This is a genomic window from Cellulomonas xylanilytica (genome assembly GCF_007989805.1).
Taxonomy (GTDB): domain Bacteria; phylum Actinomycetota; class Actinomycetes; order Actinomycetales; family Cellulomonadaceae; genus Cellulomonas; species Cellulomonas xylanilytica.
Genome location: NZ_BJUB01000002.1, coordinates 298,069 through 317,046 on the forward strand (window position 1 = coordinate 298,069; position 18,978 = coordinate 317,046).

17 protein-coding genes are annotated in these 18,978 nt (G+C 73.5%); 10 read left to right on the forward strand and 7 right to left on the reverse strand.

The features are described 5' to 3' along the window. Positions 1 to 85 precede the first annotated feature (85 nt). A complete protein-coding gene (locus tag CXY01_RS04255) occupies positions 86 to 1,162 on the forward strand; it encodes a LacI family DNA-binding transcriptional regulator (protein WP_146925810.1) in 1,077 nt (358 codons plus the stop codon). 2 nt (positions 1,163 to 1,164) lie between these two features. Next, entirely contained in the window at positions 1,165 to 2,232 is a 1,068-nt protein-coding gene (locus CXY01_RS04260; protein ID WP_146925811.1) for an acetylxylan esterase, read from the forward strand. Between the two features lie 228 nt (positions 2,233 to 2,460). Here the strand turns inward: CXY01_RS04260 and mgrA are convergent, their stop codons facing one another. Next, positions 2,461 to 3,498, reverse strand: coding sequence for an L-glyceraldehyde 3-phosphate reductase (gene mgrA, locus CXY01_RS04265; RefSeq protein ID WP_146925812.1), 1,038 nt, complete (start codon positions 3,496 to 3,498; stop codon positions 2,461 to 2,463). 28 nt (positions 3,499 to 3,526) lie between these two features. Between mgrA and CXY01_RS04270 the strand changes: the two genes are divergently transcribed. Beyond that, a complete protein-coding gene (locus tag CXY01_RS04270; RefSeq protein WP_146925813.1) occupies positions 3,527 to 3,988 on the forward strand; it encodes a tRNA (cytidine(34)-2'-O)-methyltransferase in 462 nt (153 codons plus the stop codon). On the opposite strand, the gene CXY01_RS04275 is transcribed toward CXY01_RS04270, so the two are convergent. Beyond that, positions 3,985 to 5,583, reverse strand: coding sequence for a glycoside hydrolase family 64 protein (locus CXY01_RS04275; RefSeq protein ID WP_146925814.1), 1,599 nt, complete (start codon positions 5,581 to 5,583; stop codon positions 3,985 to 3,987). The genes CXY01_RS04270 and CXY01_RS04275 overlap by 4 nt on opposite strands. Before the next feature lie 208 nt (positions 5,584 to 5,791). Here CXY01_RS04275 and CXY01_RS04280 point away from each other — a divergent pair, with 208 nt between their 5' ends. From CXY01_RS04280 to CXY01_RS04290, 3 genes are all read left to right on the forward strand, one after another. Further along, on the forward strand, positions 5,792 to 7,519 hold the full coding sequence (locus CXY01_RS04280) for a gamma-glutamyltransferase family protein (RefSeq protein WP_222594491.1): 1,728 nt from the start codon (positions 5,792 to 5,794) through the stop codon (positions 7,517 to 7,519). A gap of 108 nt (positions 7,520 to 7,627) precedes the next feature. Beyond that, positions 7,628 to 8,497 (forward strand): amidohydrolase family protein, encoded by an 870-nt coding sequence (locus tag CXY01_RS04285; protein WP_146925816.1) that lies wholly within the window; start codon positions 7,628 to 7,630, stop codon positions 8,495 to 8,497. A 25-nt stretch (positions 8,498 to 8,522) separates the two neighbouring features. Then, the gene (locus CXY01_RS04290) at positions 8,523 to 9,218 is read left to right on the forward strand and encodes a FadR/GntR family transcriptional regulator (protein ID WP_146925817.1); all 696 of its coding nucleotides are present in this window, start codon (positions 8,523 to 8,525) and stop codon (positions 9,216 to 9,218) included. Here the strand turns inward: CXY01_RS04290 and CXY01_RS04295 are convergent. Beyond that, positions 9,215 to 10,237: a LacI family DNA-binding transcriptional regulator gene (locus tag CXY01_RS04295; RefSeq protein WP_146925818.1), complete on the reverse strand. Its 1,023-nt coding sequence runs from the start codon at positions 10,235 to 10,237 to the stop codon at positions 9,215 to 9,217. The two genes, CXY01_RS04290 and CXY01_RS04295, sit on opposite strands and share 4 nt — an antisense overlap. A 90-nt stretch (positions 10,238 to 10,327) precedes the next feature. Between CXY01_RS04295 and CXY01_RS04300 the strand changes: the two genes are divergently transcribed. Next, the gene (locus tag CXY01_RS04300) at positions 10,328 to 11,857 is read left to right on the forward strand and encodes a UxaA family hydrolase (protein ID WP_146925819.1); all 1,530 of its coding nucleotides are present in this window, start codon (positions 10,328 to 10,330) and stop codon (positions 11,855 to 11,857) included. A 179-nt stretch (positions 11,858 to 12,036) separates the two neighbouring features. Next, positions 12,037 to 12,240: a hypothetical protein gene (locus CXY01_RS04305; RefSeq protein WP_146925820.1), complete on the forward strand. Its 204-nt coding sequence runs from the start codon at positions 12,037 to 12,039 to the stop codon at positions 12,238 to 12,240. Positions 12,241 to 12,339: 99 nt separating this feature from the next. Here the strand turns inward: CXY01_RS04305 and CXY01_RS04310 are convergent, their stop codons facing one another. The 4 genes from CXY01_RS04310 to uxaC form a co-directional block, all read right to left on the reverse strand. After that, the gene (locus CXY01_RS04310; protein ID WP_146925821.1) at positions 12,340 to 12,576 is read right to left on the reverse strand and encodes a hypothetical protein; all 237 of its coding nucleotides are present in this window, start codon (positions 12,574 to 12,576) and stop codon (positions 12,340 to 12,342) included. A gap of 132 nt (positions 12,577 to 12,708) precedes the next feature. Then, the gene (locus tag CXY01_RS04315; protein WP_146925822.1) at positions 12,709 to 13,812 is read right to left on the reverse strand and encodes a sugar kinase; all 1,104 of its coding nucleotides are present in this window, start codon (positions 13,810 to 13,812) and stop codon (positions 12,709 to 12,711) included. Positions 13,813 to 13,837: 25 nt separating this feature from the next. Beyond that, positions 13,838 to 14,467 carry a bifunctional 4-hydroxy-2-oxoglutarate aldolase/2-dehydro-3-deoxy-phosphogluconate aldolase gene (eda, locus tag CXY01_RS04320; RefSeq protein WP_146925823.1) on the reverse strand — a complete coding sequence of 210 codons (630 nt, stop codon included), beginning with the start codon at positions 14,465 to 14,467 and terminating at the stop codon, positions 13,838 to 13,840. Further along, a complete protein-coding gene (gene uxaC / locus CXY01_RS04325) occupies positions 14,464 to 15,948 on the reverse strand; it encodes a glucuronate isomerase (RefSeq protein ID WP_146925824.1) in 1,485 nt (494 codons plus the stop codon). The genes eda and uxaC overlap by 4 nt, the downstream gene beginning before the upstream one ends. Positions 15,949 to 16,161: 213 nt before the next feature. Here uxaC and CXY01_RS04330 point away from each other — a divergent pair, with 213 nt between their 5' ends. Continuing rightward, positions 16,162 to 17,274: a LacI family DNA-binding transcriptional regulator gene (locus CXY01_RS04330; RefSeq protein WP_246125032.1), complete on the forward strand. Its 1,113-nt coding sequence runs from the start codon at positions 16,162 to 16,164 to the stop codon at positions 17,272 to 17,274. Beyond that, entirely contained in the window at positions 17,271 to 18,785 is a 1,515-nt protein-coding gene (locus CXY01_RS04335) for a mannitol dehydrogenase family protein (RefSeq protein ID WP_146925826.1), read from the forward strand. The genes CXY01_RS04330 and CXY01_RS04335 overlap by 4 nt, the downstream gene beginning before the upstream one ends. The last annotated feature ends 193 nt before the right edge of the window (positions 18,786 to 18,978 follow it).

Here is an 18,978-nt window from a genome sequence, read left to right on the forward strand (position 1 = left end):
AGATCCCGGACGTTGGTGGGCCGCGTCCCTGGTCAGTGCTACGTTCGGCCCGATAGTTGCGACGAGCAGACCGGGACGACCCCTCATGACGACCACCAGCGCCGAGAACGCCGCCGCACCCGACGACGACGTCGTGGAGGCCGAGGTGCCCACCAGCACCGCGACGATCGCGCTCATCGCCGCTGAGGCCGGCGTCTCCATCCCCACCGTCTCCAAGGTGCTCAACGGCCGGACCGACGTCGCCGCCGTCACCCGGGCCCGCGTCGAGGAGGTCATCGACCGCCACCAGTACCGGCGCCGCCGTGGCCGCTCCCAGACCGGACCGGGACTGCTCGACCTCGTCTTCCACGAGCTCGACGCCGGCTGGGCCGTGCAGATCATCAAGGGCGTCGAGTCCGTCGCCGGGCCCGAGCGCCTGGGCGTCGTGCTCTCCGAGCTGGGCGGCGCGCACCGGCCGCGCCAGGAGTGGCTCGACGATGTGCTGGCTCGCCGGCCGCGCGGCGTCATCCTCGTCCTGTCCGACCTGGACCCGGCGCAGCGCCGCCAGCTGGAGACCCGGTCGATCCCGTTCGTCGTCGTCGACACCGCCGGTGAGCAGCCCGCGGGCGTGCCCACGGTCGGCTCCGCCAACTGGGCCGGCGGCCTCGCGGCGACCCGGCACCTGCTCGGGCTCGGCCACCGCAAGGTCGCCGTCATCTCCGGCCCGGTCGACGTGCTGTGCAGCCGTGCCCGCATCGACGGGTACCGCACCGCGCTCGACGAGGCCGGCGTCGCCGTCGACCCGGGGCTCGTCCGGTACGGCGACTTCTTCGTCGGCGGCGGCTACACGCACGGCATGGACCTGCTCGACCGCCCCGACCGGCCCACCGCGATCTTCGCCGGGTCCGACTTCCAGGCCCTCGGCGTGCTCCGCGCCGCCCGCGAGCTGGGTCTGCGGGTGCCGCAGGACCTGTCCGTCGTCGGCTACGACGACCTGCCCGTCACCGAGTGGATCGGCCCCCCGCTCACCACCATCCACCAGCCGCTCTACGAGATGGCCGCCACGGCCACCCGGATGGTGCTCGCCACCGCACGCGGCGAGGCACCGGCCAACCCGCGCATCGAGCTGGGCACCGAGCTGGTGATCCGCGAGAGCACCGCACCCCCGCCGACGGTGGTCTGACCGTGGCGCTGTTCGACCTCCCGCTCGACCGGCTCGAGCGCTACCGCTCCGACTCCCCCGAGCCTCCCGACTTCGACCCGTTCTGGGCCTCGTCGCTGGCTCAGGCCCGCACGCACGACGTGCTGGTCGACGTCGTCCCCGTCGCGACCGGGCTCGCGCTCGTCGACACCTGGGACGTGACCTTCGCCGGGTTCGACGGGCACCCGGTGCGCGCCTGGTACACCCGCCCCGCCGGCGTCACCGGTGACCTGCCGACCGTCGTCGAGTACCTCGGGTACGGCCGCGGCCGCGGGCTGCCGCAGGAGCGGCTGACCTGGCCCGTCGCCGGGTGCGCGCACCTGCTCATGGACACCCGCGGGCAGGGCTCCCAGTACGGCTCCGGCGGCGACACCCCGGACCCCGTCGGCTCCGACCCGGCCACCCCCGGCTTCGTCACGCGCGGCATCCTCGACCCCGCCACGTACTACTACCGTCGGGTCCTCACCGACGCCGTCCGCGCCGTCGACGCCGCCCGCGCCCTCCCGGCCGCCGTGGCGACGACGCCCCCGTCCACCGCAGGCACCCACCGTCCTGACGGCCCGGCGCCGGACGCGTCCACCCGTGGTGCCGGCCCGTCCGGCGGGACCGTGCCGCCCGTCGCGGTCGTCGGCAACAGCCAGGGCGGTGGCATCGCGCTCGCGGTCGCCGGGCTGGCCAGCGACCTCGCCGCCGTCATGGTCAGCGCACCGTTCCTGTGCGACATCCCCCGCGCGCTCGCGATCACGGACGCGGACCCGTACGGCGAGATCGTCCGCTACCTCGCCGTCCACCGTGGCGCCGACGAGCAGGTGCTCCGGACCCTCTCGTACGTCGACGGCGTCCACCACGCCCGCCGCGCGACCGCCCCGGCCCTGTTCGCGACGGGCCTGCGCGACACGATCTGCCCGCCGTCGGGCGTCTTCGCCGCGCACAACGTCTACGGCGGCGACGCCGAGATCGCCGTCTACCCGTACAACCACCACGAGGGCGGCGAGGCCCACCACACGGCTCGCCAGCTGACGTGGCTGGCAGCGCGGCTGCCGCACCCCTGACCCAGCCCCGGCCGATCTGCCCGTCACCCCTCGCGTCCGCGAGGACGTGACTGTGCGACGAGAGCGTGCGTTCGAACTGCCGTTCTCGTCGCAAAGTCACGCTCTCGCGGGAAGGGCCGCGGCGGGTCAGGTCAGCGCGCGGGTGCGGGGAGCCGAGATCGTGGCTTCGGCGCGAGATCGTGGGTGCGCACCCACGGTCTCGCGCCGGACCCACGATCTCGCGGTGGGTCAGCGGCCGGTGCCGTCGATCGCGTGTGGCTCGATCGACGCGATCTCGTCCGGGGTCAGCGCCGGGGCGGTCAGCGCCTTGACGTTGTCCTCCAGCTGGGCGACCGAGCTGGCGCCGACGAGCGCGGAGGTGATCCGGTCGTCGCGCAGCACCCAGGAGAGGGCCAGCTGCGCGAGGGACTGACCGCGGCCCGACGCGATCTCGTTCAGCGCCCGCGCGCGCGACAGGTAGGTCTCCGACAGGGCCGACGGCTTGAGGAAGTGGCCGACGGCCGCGCGGGAGTCGGCGGGCACGTCGCCGGACAGGTAGCGGCCGGTGAGCAGGCCCTGCGCCAGCGGGGAGAACACGATGGTCCCGATTCCCAGCTCGCCGACGACGTCGAGCAGGCTCTCGGTCTGGCCGTCGGCCACGTTCTCGATGTGCCGGTTGAACATCGAGTAGCTGGGCTGGTGGATGAGCAGCGGGGTGCCCAGGTCGGCGAGCACCTGCTGCGCCACCCGGGTCTGCGCGGGGGTGTAGTTGGAGATGCCGGCGTACAGCGCCTTGCCGCTGGTCACGGCGGTGTGCAGGGCGCCCATCGTCTCCTCGACCGGCACCGACGGGTCGGGGCGGTGGGAGTAGAAGATGTCGACGTAGTCGACGCCGATCCGCTGCAGCGACTGGTCGAGCGACGAGAGCAGGTACTTGCGCGAGCCGCCGTCGCCGTACGGGCCGGGCCACATGTCGTAGCCGGCCTTGGAGGAGATGACGAGCTCGTCGCGGTACGGGCGCAGGTCGGACGCCAGCACGCGGCCGAAGTTCTCCTCGGCGGAGCCGTAGGGCGGGCCGTAGTTGTTGGCCAGGTCGATGTGCGTGATGCCGAGGTCGAACGCGCGGCGCAGCACGGCCCGCTGGGTGTCCAGGGGCGTCGTGTCGCCGAAGTTGTGCCAGAGGCCCAGCGACAGCGCCGGCAGGTCGAGGCCGCTGCGGCCGGTGCGGCGGTAGGTCATCGAGTCGTAGCGCGTGGCGTCAGCGACGAAGGGCTCAGGAACAGGCATGAGACAACGCTATCCGTAGGATCGGCCCGTGCTGCACGTCGCGTTCTTCGAGCCCCGCATCCCCGGCAACACCGGCAGCGCCATCCGCCTGGCGGCCGGCACAGGGTCGACGCTGCACCTGGTGGAGCCGCTCGGCTTCGACCTGTCGGAGGCCAAGCTGCGCCGGGCCGGGCTGGACTACCACGACCTCGCGCACGTCGTGGTGCACCCCTCGTGGGACGCCCTGCTCGACACGGTCCCGGGCCGGGTCTACGCCTTCACGACGCACGCGACCCAGCACCACACCGACCTCGCGTACCGTGCGGACGACGTGCTCCTGTTCGGCCCGGAGCCCACCGGGCTGCCCGCGGACGTGCTGGAGCACCCCCGCATCACCGCGCAGGTGCGCATCCCGATGCTCCCCGGCCGGCGGTCGATGAACCTGTCGAACGCCGCAGCTGTCGCCACGTACGAGGCGTGGCGACAGCTGGGCTTCGAGGGCGGGGTCTAGCCCAGCCGCCACTTCTGTGCGTCTGCGCCGTTGCAGTCCCAGATCTGGGCCTGCGTGCCGGGCGTCGTGGAGTGCGCCGGGTTGTCCAGGCACCGGTTCGACGCGGGGTTGTAGTAGCCGCCGTTGCGCGGGAGCCAGACCTGCGCGCCGGTGCCGTTGCAGCTGTACAGCTGGACCTTGGTGCCGTTGGCGGTGCCGCCGCCGGTGATGTCGAGGCACTTGCCCTGGACGCGCAGCGTGGTGCCGGCCTCCACGAACGTCCACTTCTGGGCGACCGTGCCGTTGCAGCCCCAGATCTGGATCTTGTTGCCGTCGGCGGTGCTCTGCGCGCTGTTGTCCAGGCACATGCCGTTGGCGTTCACCAGGGCGCTGCCGCTCCCGGTGGGCGGCGGGTTCGTCGTGCCACCACCGGTGAAGGGCTGGATGATCAGCCCGGCCGCCGACGGGGAGCCGTCGTGCACCAGGGACTCGAAGGCGCCGACGTCGTCGAACGCGAACGCGTACGCCTTCCCGTCGGCCATGTTGGCGTGCACGATCCGCGCGTACTGGTTGGTCGGGTTGCTCTTGTAGAACGCCGACGCGTCGGTGCTCGGCTGCGTGTCGATCGTGCCGAGCGTGCCACGGTTGAGGGCCGCGCACAGGGTGCGGGCGATGGGCCCGACGACCTGGTCGTTGGGCGCGTGCAGGGCGCCGTCGCAGCCCCACACGTCGGCGCTGCTGGGCCGGTTGAACGACGCGACCTGCTGGCCTGCCCCGTTGGTGAACCGCATCGTCGTGCCCGAGGTCCGGCCGAAGTACCTGAGGTTCGGCTGGTCGCCGAACGGCACGACCGTGAGCGTCTTGCCGGTGTAGGCGTTCCACGCCGACGCGATGTAGGAGTCGAGGTAGGTGGCGCTCATCAGGCCCGCACCCGCCGCCTTGCCGGGGGCGAGCACCCGCAGGACGGTGCCGTCGGACCGGCGCACGACGGTGTTGCCCCACCCGGGCTGCGCGGCGATCTGGTTGATGGTGTTGTCGCGGCCGTTGGCGACGAGGTCGCCGGTCCGCCGGGTGCCCTGCGCGCCCGTGACGGTGACGGTGTGCGGCACCGCGAACATGTCGACCTGCGAGCTGTTCAGCCACAGCCCGGCGTCGTTGTAGGTGAACTCGCTCCAGTCGAACAGGATCTGGTGGTTGGCGTCCCCGCTCGCCCACGGCGCCGGCTGCACGAGCCCGTCGGGCGTCAGGAAGAACTTCAGCTTCTGCCCCAGCGAGAAGTACACGCGCCCGGAGATGCCGCGCGGAACCTGGACCGTCGTGCTGCCGCCGTTGCCCGGTCCGGCGATGGCGACGTCGGGCGCGGCCGACGGCGGGTTGGAGCCCGCGGGCCACGCGGTGAACGTGCCGGCCGCGTTGACGTAGCCGAGCCGGCCCGTGCTCAGGTTGGTGCCGAGCACGTAGACGTAGACCGCCTCACCGCGGCCGCTGGAGTTCGTGATGGTCAGCGGCAGGCGGTCGGGCCCGACAGCCTGCGCTCCCGCGGCCGCGGCCACCATCGTCGTCACTGCGACCGCGAGCGCGCTGAGCGCCCCGATCACGCGTCTGCTGGTCCTCATTGACCCGCTCCTCATCGCATCGCCGGCATCCCCACCCGCGTTGACACGTATCAACGCCAGTCGCAGGACCCTATGACTCCGTGGGACGTCTCCGCAACTGTCGTCGCCGGAGGCACCGACGCGGCGCCGCGCCGGTGCCTCGGGCGGTCCCGTGAGGCAAGATCGAGAGGTGTTCACCACCCGCCCCGAGCTCGTCGGGACCTTCGGCATGGTCGCCTCGACACACTGGCTCGCGTCGTCGGTCGGCATGCGCACGCTCGAGGCCGGCGGCAACGCGTTCGACGCCGCGGTCGCCGCGGGGCTCACGCTGAGCGTCGTCGAGCCGCACCTGAACGGCCCGGGCGGCGACGCCCCGATCATCGGCCACCGCGCGAGCGACGGGCACACGTTCGTGATCTGCGGGCAGGGCACGGCGCCCGCCGCGGCGACCATCGACGCCTACCGGGACCTCGGCCTGGACCTCGTCCCGGGCACCGGGCACCTGGCCGCCGTGGTCCCCGGGGCGTTCGGCGCCTGGCTGGACCTGCTCGCGCGGTACGGCACGCTCCCCCTCGCCGACGTGCTCGGACCGGCCATCGGCTACGCGCGCGACGGCTACCCGCTGGTCCGGGCCGCGTCCCGCACCATCGAGACCGTCGCGCCCCTCTTCACCGAGCACTGGCCCACGTCCGCCGCGGTCTACCTTCCCCACGGACAGGTCCCGGCGCCGGGCGGCCGGTTCGCCAACCCCGCGCTGGCGGACACGTTCGAGCGCCTGCTGGCGGGCAGCGGCTCCCGCGAGGCGCAGATCGAGGCCGCGCGCCGCGCGTTCTACGACGGCTTCGTCGCCGAGGCCGTCGACGCGTTCCAGTCGGGCACCGCCGTGCAGGACTCGTCCGGCCGGCCGCACACCGGGCTGCTGCGCGCCTCCGACCTCGCCGGCTGGCGCGCGACCGAGGAGCCCACCACGTCCCTGCGGTTCGCCGGCCGGACCGTGCACAAGACCGGCGCCTGGGGGCAGGGCCCGGTGCTCCTGCAGCAGCTCGCGATGCTCGACGCGCTCGGGGTCGGGGACCTCGTGCGCACCAACGACACCGTCGAGCTCGTGCACGTCGTCACCGAGGTGGCCAAGCTCGCGTTCGCCGACCGGGAGGCCTGGTACGGCGACGTGGACGACGTCCCGCTCGCCGCGCTCCTGTCGCCGGAGTACGCCGCGGCACGCGCCGCGCTCGTCGGACGGACCGCCGCCGACGGCCTGGCGCCCGGCTCACCGGACGGCCGCGCGCCTCGGGTCGCCACCGCCCTGTCCGGAGCCCGGTCGGGATCGGCCCCCGGCGTCGGCGAGCCCACCGTGTCACCCCAGGGGCTGAGCCCCGGCGACACCTGCCACGTCGACGTCGTCGACCGCTGGGGAAACCGCGTCTCGGCGACCCCGTCGGGCGGCTGGCTCCAGTCCAGCCCTGTGGTCCCGGGCCTCGGGTTCGCCCTGCCGACCCGCGCCCAGATGTTCTGGCTCGAGCCCGGACTGCCCAACAGCATGGCCCCCGGCAAGCGCCCGCGGACGACGCTGAGCCCGGCGCTGCTGCTCGACGACGACGGCTCCGGCGTCGCGTTCGGCACCCCCGGCGGCGACCAGCAGGACCAGTGGACCGTCCCGTTCCTGCTGCGCCACCTCGTCGGTGGGGCGGGGCTGCAGGCCGCGATCGACGCGCCGATGTGGCACTCGACCCACGTGCCCGGATCGTTCTACCCGCGCACCCACACGCCGCGCGGGCTCGTCGCCGAGTCCCGCCTCGGGGCCGACGTGCTGGACGAGCTCGCGGACCGGGGGCACGACGTGGAGGTGGTCGGGCCGTGGGAGCTCGGTCGGCTCAGCGCGGCCGGGGTGCGGCCGGACGGGCTGCTCGTGGCGGCGGCGAACGCGCGGGGGATGCAGGGCTACGCCGTCGGCCGGTGACGCCAAGTCCTCCGATGACTTCGCGGGTCGATGAGGATTCGATGAGGGATCGACGCTGAGGGTCCCCTACCAGCGCAGAGACATCGGACCACTGCTACGGTCCGTTTCATGCCCAACGTCGTGGATGCCCACCTTCAGGTGTGGAACCCGGACACGGTGCACTACCCCTGGATGACCGCGGAGAACGCGGCTGTGCACCGCACGTACCGGGTCCCGGACATCGAGGACCAGCTGGCCGACGAGGACGTCGCCTGGGTGGTCCTCGTGCAGGCCGCGGACAACCGCGCGGACTCCGAGCTCATGCTGTTCCAGGCGCTGTCGTCCTCCCGGGTCGCCGGCGTCGTGGCGTGGGTCCCCCTCGACGCGCCCGACGACGCCGCCACGCAGCTGGACAAGTGGCGGCGTGAGCCGATCGTCGGGATCGGCCATCGGGGACATGACGGGAGGGATCCCGACTGGCTCCTCGACTCCGCCGTCGACGACAGCCTGACGCTCCTGACCGAGCGGCGGCTGACGCTGGACCTCACCGCGCACACGCCCACGGCCCTGGCGCACGTCGCGACGCTCGCCGAGAACCACCCCAAGCTCACGGTCGTCCTCGACCACCTCGGCGCTCCCCCGCTGGCTGCGCTGCGGGCCGGGGACCGTGACGGCTGGACGCGCTGGTCCGCCCTGCTCGGCGCCGTCGCGCAGCTGCCGAACGTCGTCGCCAAGCTCTCGGGGCTGACCACCGCCGCCGGCGCGGGCTGGACCCCGGACCACCTGCGGCCCGCCGTCGACCGCGCGCTGGAGGTGTTCGGCCCCGACCGGCTCATGCTCGGCAGCGACTGGCCGTACGCGCTGCTCGAGGGCGACTCCTACGCACAGGTGTGGCACGGGCTGCGCTCGACCGTCGACCAGCTGACCGACGACGACCGCGCCGCGGTGCTCGGCGGCACCGCCACCCAGGTGTACGGGCTCCCGTTCGACGCGTTCTGACCGCGCGACCGCGTAGGTTCGCTCCGTGTCACGTTCCGACGACGTCGTCGACGGGGTCAAGCAGATGATCCTCGACGGACGACTCCAGGCAGGGCAGCGGCTGCCCGCCGAGAAAGAGCTGGCCGCCACCCTCGGCGTCTCCCGCGGCTCCCTGCGCGAGGGCGTCCACGCGCTCGGGACCCTCGGCATCCTCGAGTCCCGGCACGGCGACGGCACCTACGTGACGACGCTCGACCCGGCCCTGCTGCTGGCCCCCGTCGGCTTCGTCGCCGAGCTGCAGGACGACGCCGCCGCGTTCCACACCGTCCGGCGCCTGCTGGAGACCGAGGCCGCCGGGCTGGCCGCGCTGCACGCCGACGACGACTGCCTCGCGCGCCTGCGCGCCGTGCTCGACGAGACGGCGCGTGCGCTCGTCGACGTGCCTCTCGACCACGAGCGGCTCGTCGACGTGGACCTCGCCTTCCACGAGGAGGTCGCCCGGGCGTCCGGGAACCCCGTCCTCGCGGCGCTCGTCGTGGGCCTCGCGGGGCGGGCGTCCCGGACCCGGCTGTGGCGCGGGCTCTGCGACGAGGGCGCGGAGGACCGCGCGTTCGTCGAGCACGAGGCGATCCTCGCGGCCGTCGCCGCCCACGACCCCGACCGGGCGCGCCTGCGGATGGCCACCCACCTGCTCGGGCTCGAGGACTCCGCGACGGGCGTCTGGCCGCCCGGGAAGCGTTAGAGGCCGGGCGTCGAGTCGCGCAGGACCACCTGCGTCGGGACGTGCGTGAGGCGCGGCTCGTCGGACGCGTCCGCGAGCGCGAGCTCGGTCGCGGCGATCCCGACGTCCACCAGCGGGATCCGGACCGTCGTCAGCGCCGGGACGACATCACGCAGCGTGGAGATGTCGTCGAAGCCGGCGAGGGCCACGTCCTGCGGTACCCGGATCCCCGCCTCGCGACCGGCCGCGAGCGCGCCGAGCGCCATGACGTCGTTGACGGCGAACACCAGCTCCGGCAGCTCGCCGCGGCGCAGCAAGGCCCGCATGGCGTCCTCGCCGCCCTCGTGCGTGAACGTGCTCGTGATGACCGCGTCGTCCGGCACCGGGCTGCCCAGCTCCGCGAGCGCACCGCGGAACGCGTCCCGGCGCTCGCACGCGGTCAGGTGGTCGGCGGGGCCGGCGAGGATCGCGAACCGGCGGTACCCGCGTCCGTGCAACGCCTTGGCCAGGTCACCGGCGCCCTGGGCGTTGTCGACGACGATGCTGTCGACGCCCAGGATCGGCTGACCGATCAGAGCCACCGACCCCCCGACCGACCGGTAGTCGGCCAGGGCCGCGCGGAGCTCGTCGTTGGTGGCCTCGTCGTCCAGGCGGCCTCCCGCGATGACGATCGCCCGCGCACGCTGCCGCTTCAGCAGGTCGACCAGCCCGCTCTCGCGGCTCGGGTCGTGCTGGGTGCTCGCGAGGGTCACCTGCAGACCCGCACGGTCGGCCGCGCGCGCGACACCCGCGGCGATCGAGGAGAAGTACGGGTCGGCGATGTCGTGCACGACGAGACCGAGCGACGTCGTGCGGCCGCGAGCCATCGCCTGCGCGTTGGCGTCCGGGGTGTACCGGAGCTGGGCCGCCGCCGCCAGCACGCGGTCCCGCAGGTCGGCGCGCACGGTGCGGTTGGCGCTGCCGTTGATCGCGCGGGAGGCGGTGGCCAGCGAGACCCCGGCCTCGCGGGCGACGTCACTGAGCGTCACGGAAGCAGCCATGGTGAGGAGGGTAGGCGCTTGCCCGTCATTGCAGGCCAGATCGGGGTGGGCACGCCGGTGCAGAAGCCGGGAAAGCGGTATCCTGCGGGGGTGACGACGACGCTCAGCCTGGCCGACTGCGTTCTCGTGCTGCGCCCCGACGACGACGTCGGCGTGGCGACGCGCGACCTGCAGTCCGGGACCCAGCTCGACACCCTCGTCGTCACCCAGAGCGTCCCCCGCGGCCACAAGCTCGCCGTACGCGCCGTCCCCGCCGGGTCCCCCGTGCACAAGTACGGGCAGTCGATCGGCCGCGCCACCCGGGACATCGCCGTCGGCGACCACGTGCACTCCCACAACCTCGGCATGGACGACGACGAGCGCGCCTACGAGTTCGGCACCGCCCGCGTCACCCTGCCGACGCCTCCGGGTCCCGTCCGCACCTTCGACGGGTACGCGCGCAGCGACGGCCGCTGGGGCACCCGCAACTACGTCGGCATCGTCACCTCCGTGAACTGCTCCGCGTCCACCGCCCGGCTCATCGCCGACCAGTTCCGCGGCCGCGTCCTCGACGCCTACCCGCACGTCGACGGCGTCGTCGCCCTCACGCACGACACCGGCTGCGGCCTCGTGCCCACCAGCGAGGGCGCCCAGATCACCCGGCGCACCCTGCGCGGCTACGCCGACCACCCCAACATCGCCGGGCTGCTCGTCCTCGGCCTCGGCTGCGAGATGATCCCCGCCGAGTCGCTCCTCGACGGCCTCGACCTGCCCACCGACAAGCCCGTCACCACGCTCGTCATCCAGGAGACCGGCGGGATCCGCCGCACCGTGCGCGCCGGCGTCGAGGCCATCGAGCAGATGCTCCCGGCGATCGACGCCCAGCGGCGCACCCCCGCACCCGTCTCCGAGCTGATGCTCGGCCTGAACTGCGGCGGCTCCGACGGCTACTCCGGCATCACCGCCAACCCCGCGCTCGGCCACGCGTCCGACCAGCTCGTCGCCCGCGGCGGCACCTCGATCCTCGCCGAGACCCCCGAGGTGTTCGGCGCCGAGCACCTCCTGCTGCGCCGAGCCGTCTCCCGTGACGTCGGGCAGAAGCTCCTCGACCGGCTCGACTGGTGGAAGGGCTACACCGCGGCCGGCGGCGGCACCATGGACAACAACCCCTCGCCGGGCAACAAGGCCGGCGGCCTGACCACCATCCTCGAGAAGTCGCTCGGCGCCGTCGCCAAGGGCGGCACCGCGGAGCTCGTCGAGGTCTACGAGTACGCCGAGCCCGTCACCGCACGCGGCTTCACCTTCATGGACACCCCCGGGTACGACCCCGTCTCCGTCACCGGGCTCGTCGCCGGCGGCGCCACCGTCGTCGTGTTCACCACCGGTCGCGGTTCCGTCCTCGGCTGCAAGCCCACCCCGTCCATCAAGGTCGCGACGAACACCGCCACCTACCTGCGGATGACCGAGGACATGGACCTCAACGCCGGACGCATCGTCGACGGCACCGCGACCGTCGCCTCCGTCGGTGACGAGCTGTTCGAGCTCATCATCGCCGTCGCGTCCGGCCGGCAGACCGTCTCCGAGGAGCTCGACCTCGGGTCCGACGAGTTCGTCCCCTGGCAGCTCGGCGCCGTCACCTGACCTCGTCGCACGTCCCTACCGCCGGACGGTGGTTGCAGTCCCTGACGGCCCGGTCCGTCGAACGCCGAGCCGGGACCGAGCCTCCCGACGCCCGGACGCACCGCCTTCTCCCAGACGCGGACACCTGCGGCCCCGGTGCGGACGTACGGTCGGAGACCCATCCCTCAGGAGGTCCCGCCATGAAGTTCGTGCTCGAGGTCGACCTGTCCGCCGGCGCCGTCGCTGACGCGCCCCTCGACGAGCTCGGCCGGATCCTGCGCTACTGGGCGGGCAACGTGAAGCACTACCCGCTGGAGCCCGGGTCCGGCGAGACGATCTCCGACTCGACCTATGCACCCGTCGGCTCGTGGACGATCACGGCCACCGAGTCACCGGCGCCCTGACCGGCCGAGCCGTCGCCCGCGCCGCGACCCGGCCGCGGAGCCGTCGGTCTGGGACGCTACGCACTCAGTCGTCGAGCCAGCCTCCGTCGTCGAGCCAGCTCAGTCGTCGAGCCAGCGGAGGACCGTGCGTCCGAAGGCACCGACCAGTGCCAGCCGTGACGTGACGCCGCACGTCCGGCACACGAGGACGTGGTTCACCCACGGCATGCCACCCACCTGGTCGATCCCCGAGACGTCGAGGGTCGTCGCCCGGCACCTCGGGCACAGCAGCTGCCCCTCGGGGTCCAGCTCCAGCGATGCACCGGGCATCGCGGACGGCAGCGTCGAGTGGCTCATGGGGTACCTCCGGGGGTCGTGCTGAGAGTGCGGTTGCTGGCCCAAGTGCACCACGAGTGCATGGGCACGCGCCCGTCGGTCCACCTCGGCGTGGCGACCTACGCCGAGGGGTCGCGCACGTCGAGGCCGTGGTCAGCGGTCGACGCGGGCTCCGCCGCCGCCGGCCAGCTTGAGCACCTCGGCCTTGCTGACCATGGTGGTGTCGCCGGGGGTCGTCATCGCGAGGGCGCCATGGGCGGCGCCGTACTCGACTGCGGTCTGCAGGTCCTCGCCCGCGAGCAGGCCGTACGCGAGGCCCGAGGCGAACGAGTCCCCGCCGCCGACGCGGTCGAGGATCTCGAGCCGCTCCCGGTGCGTGGCGCTGACCAGGCCGGTGCCCTTCGACCAGGCGATCGCGCCCCAGTCGTTGACGGTCGCCGAGTGCACCGTGCGCAACGTCGTCGCGATGACCTGGAAGTTGGGGTACGTCTCGGCCACGCGGTCGATCATCGCGGCGAACGACGAGAGCTCCAGGGCCGACAGGTTCTCGTCGACGCCCTCGACCTCGAAGCCGAGCGAGGCGGTGAAGTCCTCCTCGTTGCCGATCATCACGTCGATGTGCGGCGCGATGGCCCGGTTGACCTCCTGCGCACGGGCCTGGCCACCGACGGCCTTCCAGAGGCTCGGCCGGTAGTTGAGGTCGTAGCTGACGATCGTGCCGTGCTTGCGCGCGACCGTGACCGCCTCGATCACCGTCTCCGCCGCGCTGTCGGACAGGGCCGCGAAGATGCCGCCCGTGTGGAACCAGCGCACCCCGAGCTCGCCGAAGAGGTGCTCCCAGTCGACGTCCCCGGGGGCCAGCTGCGCCGCCGCGGTGTGCCCGCGGTCGCTCACGCCGACGGCTCCGCGGACCCCGAAGCCGCGCTCGGTGAAGTTGAGCCCGTTGCGGACCTGCCGCCCGATGCCGTCGTAGGGCACCCACTGGATGAACTGGGTGTCGAGCCCGCCGGTGAGGATGAGGTCCTCGACCAGCCGCCCCACCTCGTTGTCCGCGAGCGCGGTCACGATCGCGGTGCGCAGCCCGAACGCGCGTCGCAGGCCGCGGGAGACGTTGTACTCGCCACCGCCCTCCCAGGCGCGGAACGACCGGGCGGTGCGGATGCGGCCCTCGCCGGGGTCGAGGCGGAGCATGACCTCGCCGAGGGAGACGGCGTCGTAGCGTGTCTCGCCCGCGGGGCGGATGACCAGGTCGGACATGAGCGATGTTCCTTCGCGATCGAGGTCAGGGGTGGGCGACGAGGCTCACGGCCTCGGCCGTGAGGTCGCGGACGGCGTCGAGGTCGCCGCCGCGGATGAGGTCGCGCGGAACCATCCAGGAGCCGCCGACGGCCCGGACGGCGGGCAGCGCCAGGTACTCGGCCAGGTTGCTGGGTCCGATGCCACCGGTGGGCACGAACCCGACGTCCCCGAACGGAGCCGCGAGCGCGGCGACCGCCTTGGCACCGCCGGAGGTGCCGGCCGGGAAGAACTTCACGGTGGTCAGACCCAGCTCGAGGGCGGCCTGCACCTCGGTGGCCGTGACCGCGCCGGGCAGCGCCAGGATGCCGTGCTCCTGGCAGCGCTCGACGACCGCCCGGCTGGTGCCGGGCGACACGACGTAGGACGCGCCCGCGGCGACCGCAGCGTCGACCTGGGCCGGGGTGAGCACCGTGCCGGCACCCACGAGGACGTCGCCCCGCGCGGCGATGGCGCGGATCGCGTCGGCCGCGGCGGACGTCCGGAAGGTGACCTCGGCCACCGGGAGCCCGCCGTCGACGAGAGCCTGCGCCAGCGCGTCGGCGTGCGAGGCGTCGTCGATGACGACGACGGGGACCAGGCGGTGCGCCGCAAGGCGCTCCAGGATGTCGCTCACTTGTGCTCCTTCGCACCGTGCTCGGACCCGCTCAGATGCGGGAAAGCGTTTGCCGTCTTCGGGGGAGCATACGCCTCGCGCGGGATGCGGTAGGCGAGGCCGACGGCCGTCTCGACCGCCTCGTCCAGGTCGAGCCGGTGCTCCGCGACGAGCCGCGCGAGGAACCCCGCGTCGATCCGCCGGGCCAGGTCGTGCCGCGCGGGGATCGAGCAGAAGGCGCGCGTGTCGTCGACGAACCCGGTCGTGTTGGCGAACCCGGCGGTGTCGGTGACCGCCTCCCGGAACCGCCGCATGCCGTCCGGGGTGTCGAGGAACCACCACGGCGCACCGAGCCGCACGGCCGGGTAGACGCCCGCGATCGGGGCCAGCTCGCGGCTGAACGTGTCCTCGTCCACCGTGAACAGGACCAGCCGGAGGCCGGGGTGGTGGCCGAACGCCTCGAGGACAGGGCGCAGGGCGCGCACGTACTCGGTGGTCACCGGGATGTCGTAGCCGACGTCCGGACCGCGCAGCTCGGCGACCGCGGGGTCGTGGTCGCGAAGGACCCCCGGGTGGAGCTGCATCACGAGGCCGTCCTCGGCAGACATCCGGGCCATCTCGAACAGCATGTGACCGGAGAACGTCTGCGCGTCCGCGGCGCTGACGTCACCGCGCAGGGCCGCCGACACGATCCGCTCGGCCTCCGCATCGCTCAGCGGGGTGGTGTCCGCGGACAGGTGCCCGTGGTCCGTGGCGCGGGCGCCGGCCGCGATGAACACGCGCCGACGCTCCTCGAGCGCGCGCAGCAGGTCGCGGTACCCGCTGATCGAGACGCCGGACCGCTCCTCCAGCAGGGCGACGTCCGCCTGCCAGCCGGGACGGTCGACGTGCAGCAGCGCGTCGGGCCGGAACGTCGGCACGATTCGGTCACCCCAGCCGCGCTCCGCCAGGTCGGCGTGGTCCGCGAGCGTGGCGGTCGCCGCGTCGGTGGTGGCCAGGATCTCGATGCCGAACTCGTCGAAGAGGGCGAGCGGCCGGGAGGCCGGCTTCTCCAGACGCTCGGACAGGAGGTCGAACAGCCGGTCGGCAGAGTCGGCCGACGGTCGCTCGTCGAGCCCGAACACCTCGACGAGCACGTGCTCGAGCCAGTAGCGCGTCGGCGTCCCGCGGAACAGCGGCCAGTGCGTCGCGAACGTCCGCCAGACCTCGCGCGGGTCCGCGACGACCCCCGGCCGGTCCCGCCGGGGCACGCCCAGCGCGTCATGGGACACGCCCTGGGACACCAGCATGCGCACCAGGTAGTGGTCCGGCGTGACCAGCAGGGACGCCGGGTCCGCGAAGGGCTCGTCGCGCGCCAGCAGGCCGGCGTCGACGTGGCCGTGCATGGAGACGATCGGCAGCGTCGCCGTCGCCGCGAGGATCTCGCGGGCGATCGGCCGCACGACGGGGTCGCTGGGCAACGCCCGGTCGGGGTGCAACGACCACCCGGTCTCGCTCGCCATCGATCCTCCTCGGAAGCAGCCGTCACGCCCGCCGAAGGGTTCTTCGATGACGCGTCGTGCAAACGTATTCATCGAAGCCAAGCAGGTGGACGCGCTGACCACAAGCCCACGATGGCGCACATCCCGCATGTCGGGACGCCACTTGCGAGGCACGAACGCCGCGTGCTGAAATCGCATTCATTCATCCGGGGGTCGAGACGAGGAGGGACTGTGGTGGTCACGTTGCGCGATGTCGCACGGGCTGCGGGCGTCTCACCGGCGACGGCCTCCCGGGCGCTCAGCGCGCCCGACCTGGTCGCCCCCGCCCGCCGCGAGCACGTCCAACAGGTCGCCCGCGAGCTCGGCTACCGGCCGAACCGGGCGGCCCGGGAGCTGATCACCGGTCGCACCGGGAACCTGTGCCTGGTGGTGCCGGACCTGGAGAACCCGTTCTTCGCCGCCGTCGCCAAGGGCGTGCAGGCGCGCGCACGCGCCCTCGGCTTCGCGCTGCTCGTCGCAGACGCGGAGGAGGACCCCCGCCTCGAGAGCGAGCTCGTCGGGCACCTCGGTGCGCAGGTGGACGGCGTCATCCTGTGCTCACCGCGGATGACCGACGCGGAGCTCGACCGGCTGGGCCGGGACGTGCTGGACGACGACGTCCCCCTGCTGCTCGTCAACCGGCTGCACGGCGGGCTGCCGTCCGTCGTCATCGACAACACCGACGGCATCCGCCAGGCGGTCACGCACCTGTACGCGCTCGGGCACCGTCGCATCGGCTACGCCGGCGGCCCCGTCGGCTCGTGGTCCGACGCGCAGCGGAGGCGCGGGCTCGAGCACGCATCGCACGGACTGCGCAGCATCGACGTCGTCGACCTCGGACACTTCCCTCCGCTGTTCGGCGGCGGCGTCGCAGCAGGAGACCTCGTCGCTGCGAGCGGCGTCACCGCGGTCCTCGCCCACAACGACCTCCTCGCGCTCGGCATCCTGAGCAGGCTGCGCGCCCGTGGCGTGCGCGTCCCCGAGGACGTCTCGGTCGTCGGGTACGACGACATCCCGGCGGCGACCCTCGTCTCGCCGACGCTCACCACCGTCACCGTCCCGCTTGCCCGCCTCGGTCGGGCGGCGGTCGACCTGCTGATCGAGGCGGGCTCCGTCCCGACGGCGGCCGAGTCGGCGATCGCGGCCGGCCTCGCCGCAGCCGAGCGGGCGCAGCACGGGACTCCGGCGATCACGGTGGGGTCCATCGGTGCGACACCTCCCCCCGCGTCGGTCCTCATCGGGGTCGAGCTGGTGGTCCGCGCGTCCACGGGCGTGGCGCCCGCGCAGTCGTCGGTGGCCGGCGGATGACGCCCTCCGCCGGCGCGCCCAGGCTCTCCCGCGCGACCCTGCACGGCACCCCGCTGCCGTCCGGCGTGCGGGCGCCCGCAGTCGACCCCGCGGACGTCAGCGTCGGGCTGGTGCACCTCGGGCTCGGCGCGTTCCACCGGGCGCACCAGGCGGTGTTCACGGAGGATGCCGCGGCGGCGACGGGCGAGAACCGCTGGGGCATCCTCGGCGTCACCCAGCGCAGCGCCCGCGTCGTGGACCAGCTCGCGCCGCAGGACGGCCTCTACGGCGTCCTGACCAAGGGCAGCACCGAGACGTCGCTGCGGCTGGTCGGGTCGTTGCGCGACGTGGCGTTCCCCGGCACGGACACCTCCCGGGTGCTCTCGACCATCGCCGCGCCGACCACGCACGTCGTGACCCTGACCGTGACGGAGAAGGGATACCGCCGGGCAGCCGACGGCGGCCCGGACCTGGCCGACCCCGACCTGGCGGCCGACCTCGAGGCCCTGGCCACCGAGCTGCGCGGCGGCGGCACCGACATCCCGGCCCGTTCCCCGCTCGGCCTGCTCCTGCGCGGACTCGCGTTGCGTGAGCGGCAGGACGCGGGCAACCTCACGGTGGTCTGCTGCGACAACCTCGCCGACAACGGAGCCGTCCTCGCCGCGCTCGTCGCCGCCACCCTCGATGCCGTCCCACACGGTGACCGGCTCCGCGGGTGGGTCGAGACCTCTGTCCGCTTCCCGGGGACGATGGTCGACAGGATCGTGCCCGCCACCACCGACGCGCACCGCGCGGAGGCTCAGTCGCTCCTCGGACTGAGCGACGCGGGCCTGGTGATCGGCGAGCCGTTCACGCAGTGGGTCATCCAGGACACGTTCGCCGGGCCGCGTCCGGCGTGGGAGCGCGTCGGGGCCATCCTGACCGCCGACGTCGCACCCTACGAGCGCGCCAAGCTGCGCGTGCTCAACGCCAGCCACTCGACCCTCGCCTACCTCGGCGCGCTGCGCGGCCACGCGACGATCGCACAGGCCGTCGCCGACCCCACCCTGGAGGCGACCGTCCGGGCACTCGTCGACGAGGACGTCCTGCCCACGCTCGTCGCCCCCGACGGCATGGACCTGGAGCAGTACCGGGACGACGTCCTGACCCGGTTCGCCAACCCGAACACCGGGCACACCACCGTGCAGGTCGCCATGGACGGGTCGCAGAAGCTGCCGCAGCGGCTCCTCGGCACCGTCCGGGACCGGCTCGCCGGCGGGTCGGTCCCCACTGCCGCCGCCACGACCGTCGCCGCCTGGATCGCCTACGTCCGGGCCGCCTCGCAGGGCGAGCTCGAGGTCGACGGCCGGCCGGTGACGCTCGACGACCCGCTGGCGCCCGCCCTTGCGGCTGCTGCCGCCGGTCCTCTCGACTCGCTGGCCGACCGGATGCTCGACGTCCGGGCAGTCTTCGGTGACGACCTGGCCGGGTCGGACGCGTTCCGGTCGGCGGTGCGCAGGGCTGTCGCCGAGCTGGTGACGATCCGGGCGTAGGGCTCGATCGCAGGCCCGACGGCCGAGCCACGAGGGCGGACGCCCCGTCAGATCCGGCCCGCGGCGGGTTCGCGCGGCGGATGCGGGGTCTCGGCGCAACCTGCCGCGAGCACCATTCGACACCGACCTCTTGACGCGTCAGCACCTCGGTGCGCTACGCTGGAAAGCGCATTCCCTCCTCCGACCGACACCG

Coding starts and splice junctions, on each gene's coding strand:
- CXY01_RS04255 (WP_146925810.1), top strand. CDS start 86: ATGACGACCACCAGCGCCGAGAACGCCGCCGCACCCGACGACGACGTC.
- mgrA (WP_146925812.1), bottom strand. CDS start 3,498: ATGCCTGTTCCTGAGCCCTTCGTCGCTGACGCCACGCGCTACGACTCG.
- CXY01_RS04275 (WP_146925814.1), bottom strand. CDS start 5,583: ATGAGGACCAGCAGACGCGTGATCGGGGCGCTCAGCGCGCTCGCGGTC.
- CXY01_RS04280 (WP_222594491.1), top strand. CDS start 5,792: ATGGTCGCCTCGACACACTGGCTCGCGTCGTCGGTCGGCATGCGCACG.
- CXY01_RS04285 (WP_146925816.1), top strand. CDS start 7,628: ATGCCCAACGTCGTGGATGCCCACCTTCAGGTGTGGAACCCGGACACG.
- CXY01_RS04295 (WP_146925818.1), bottom strand. CDS start 10,237: ATGGCTGCTTCCGTGACGCTCAGTGACGTCGCCCGCGAGGCCGGGGTC.
- CXY01_RS04305 (WP_146925820.1), top strand. CDS start 12,037: ATGAAGTTCGTGCTCGAGGTCGACCTGTCCGCCGGCGCCGTCGCTGAC.
- CXY01_RS04310 (WP_146925821.1), bottom strand. CDS start 12,576: ATGAGCCACTCGACGCTGCCGTCCGCGATGCCCGGTGCATCGCTGGAG.
- CXY01_RS04315 (WP_146925822.1), bottom strand. CDS start 13,812: ATGTCCGACCTGGTCATCCGCCCCGCGGGCGAGACACGCTACGACGCC.
- uxaC (WP_146925824.1), bottom strand. CDS start 15,948: ATGGCGAGCGAGACCGGGTGGTCGTTGCACCCCGACCGGGCGTTGCCC.
- CXY01_RS04335 (WP_146925826.1), top strand. CDS start 17,271: ATGACGCCCTCCGCCGGCGCGCCCAGGCTCTCCCGCGCGACCCTGCAC.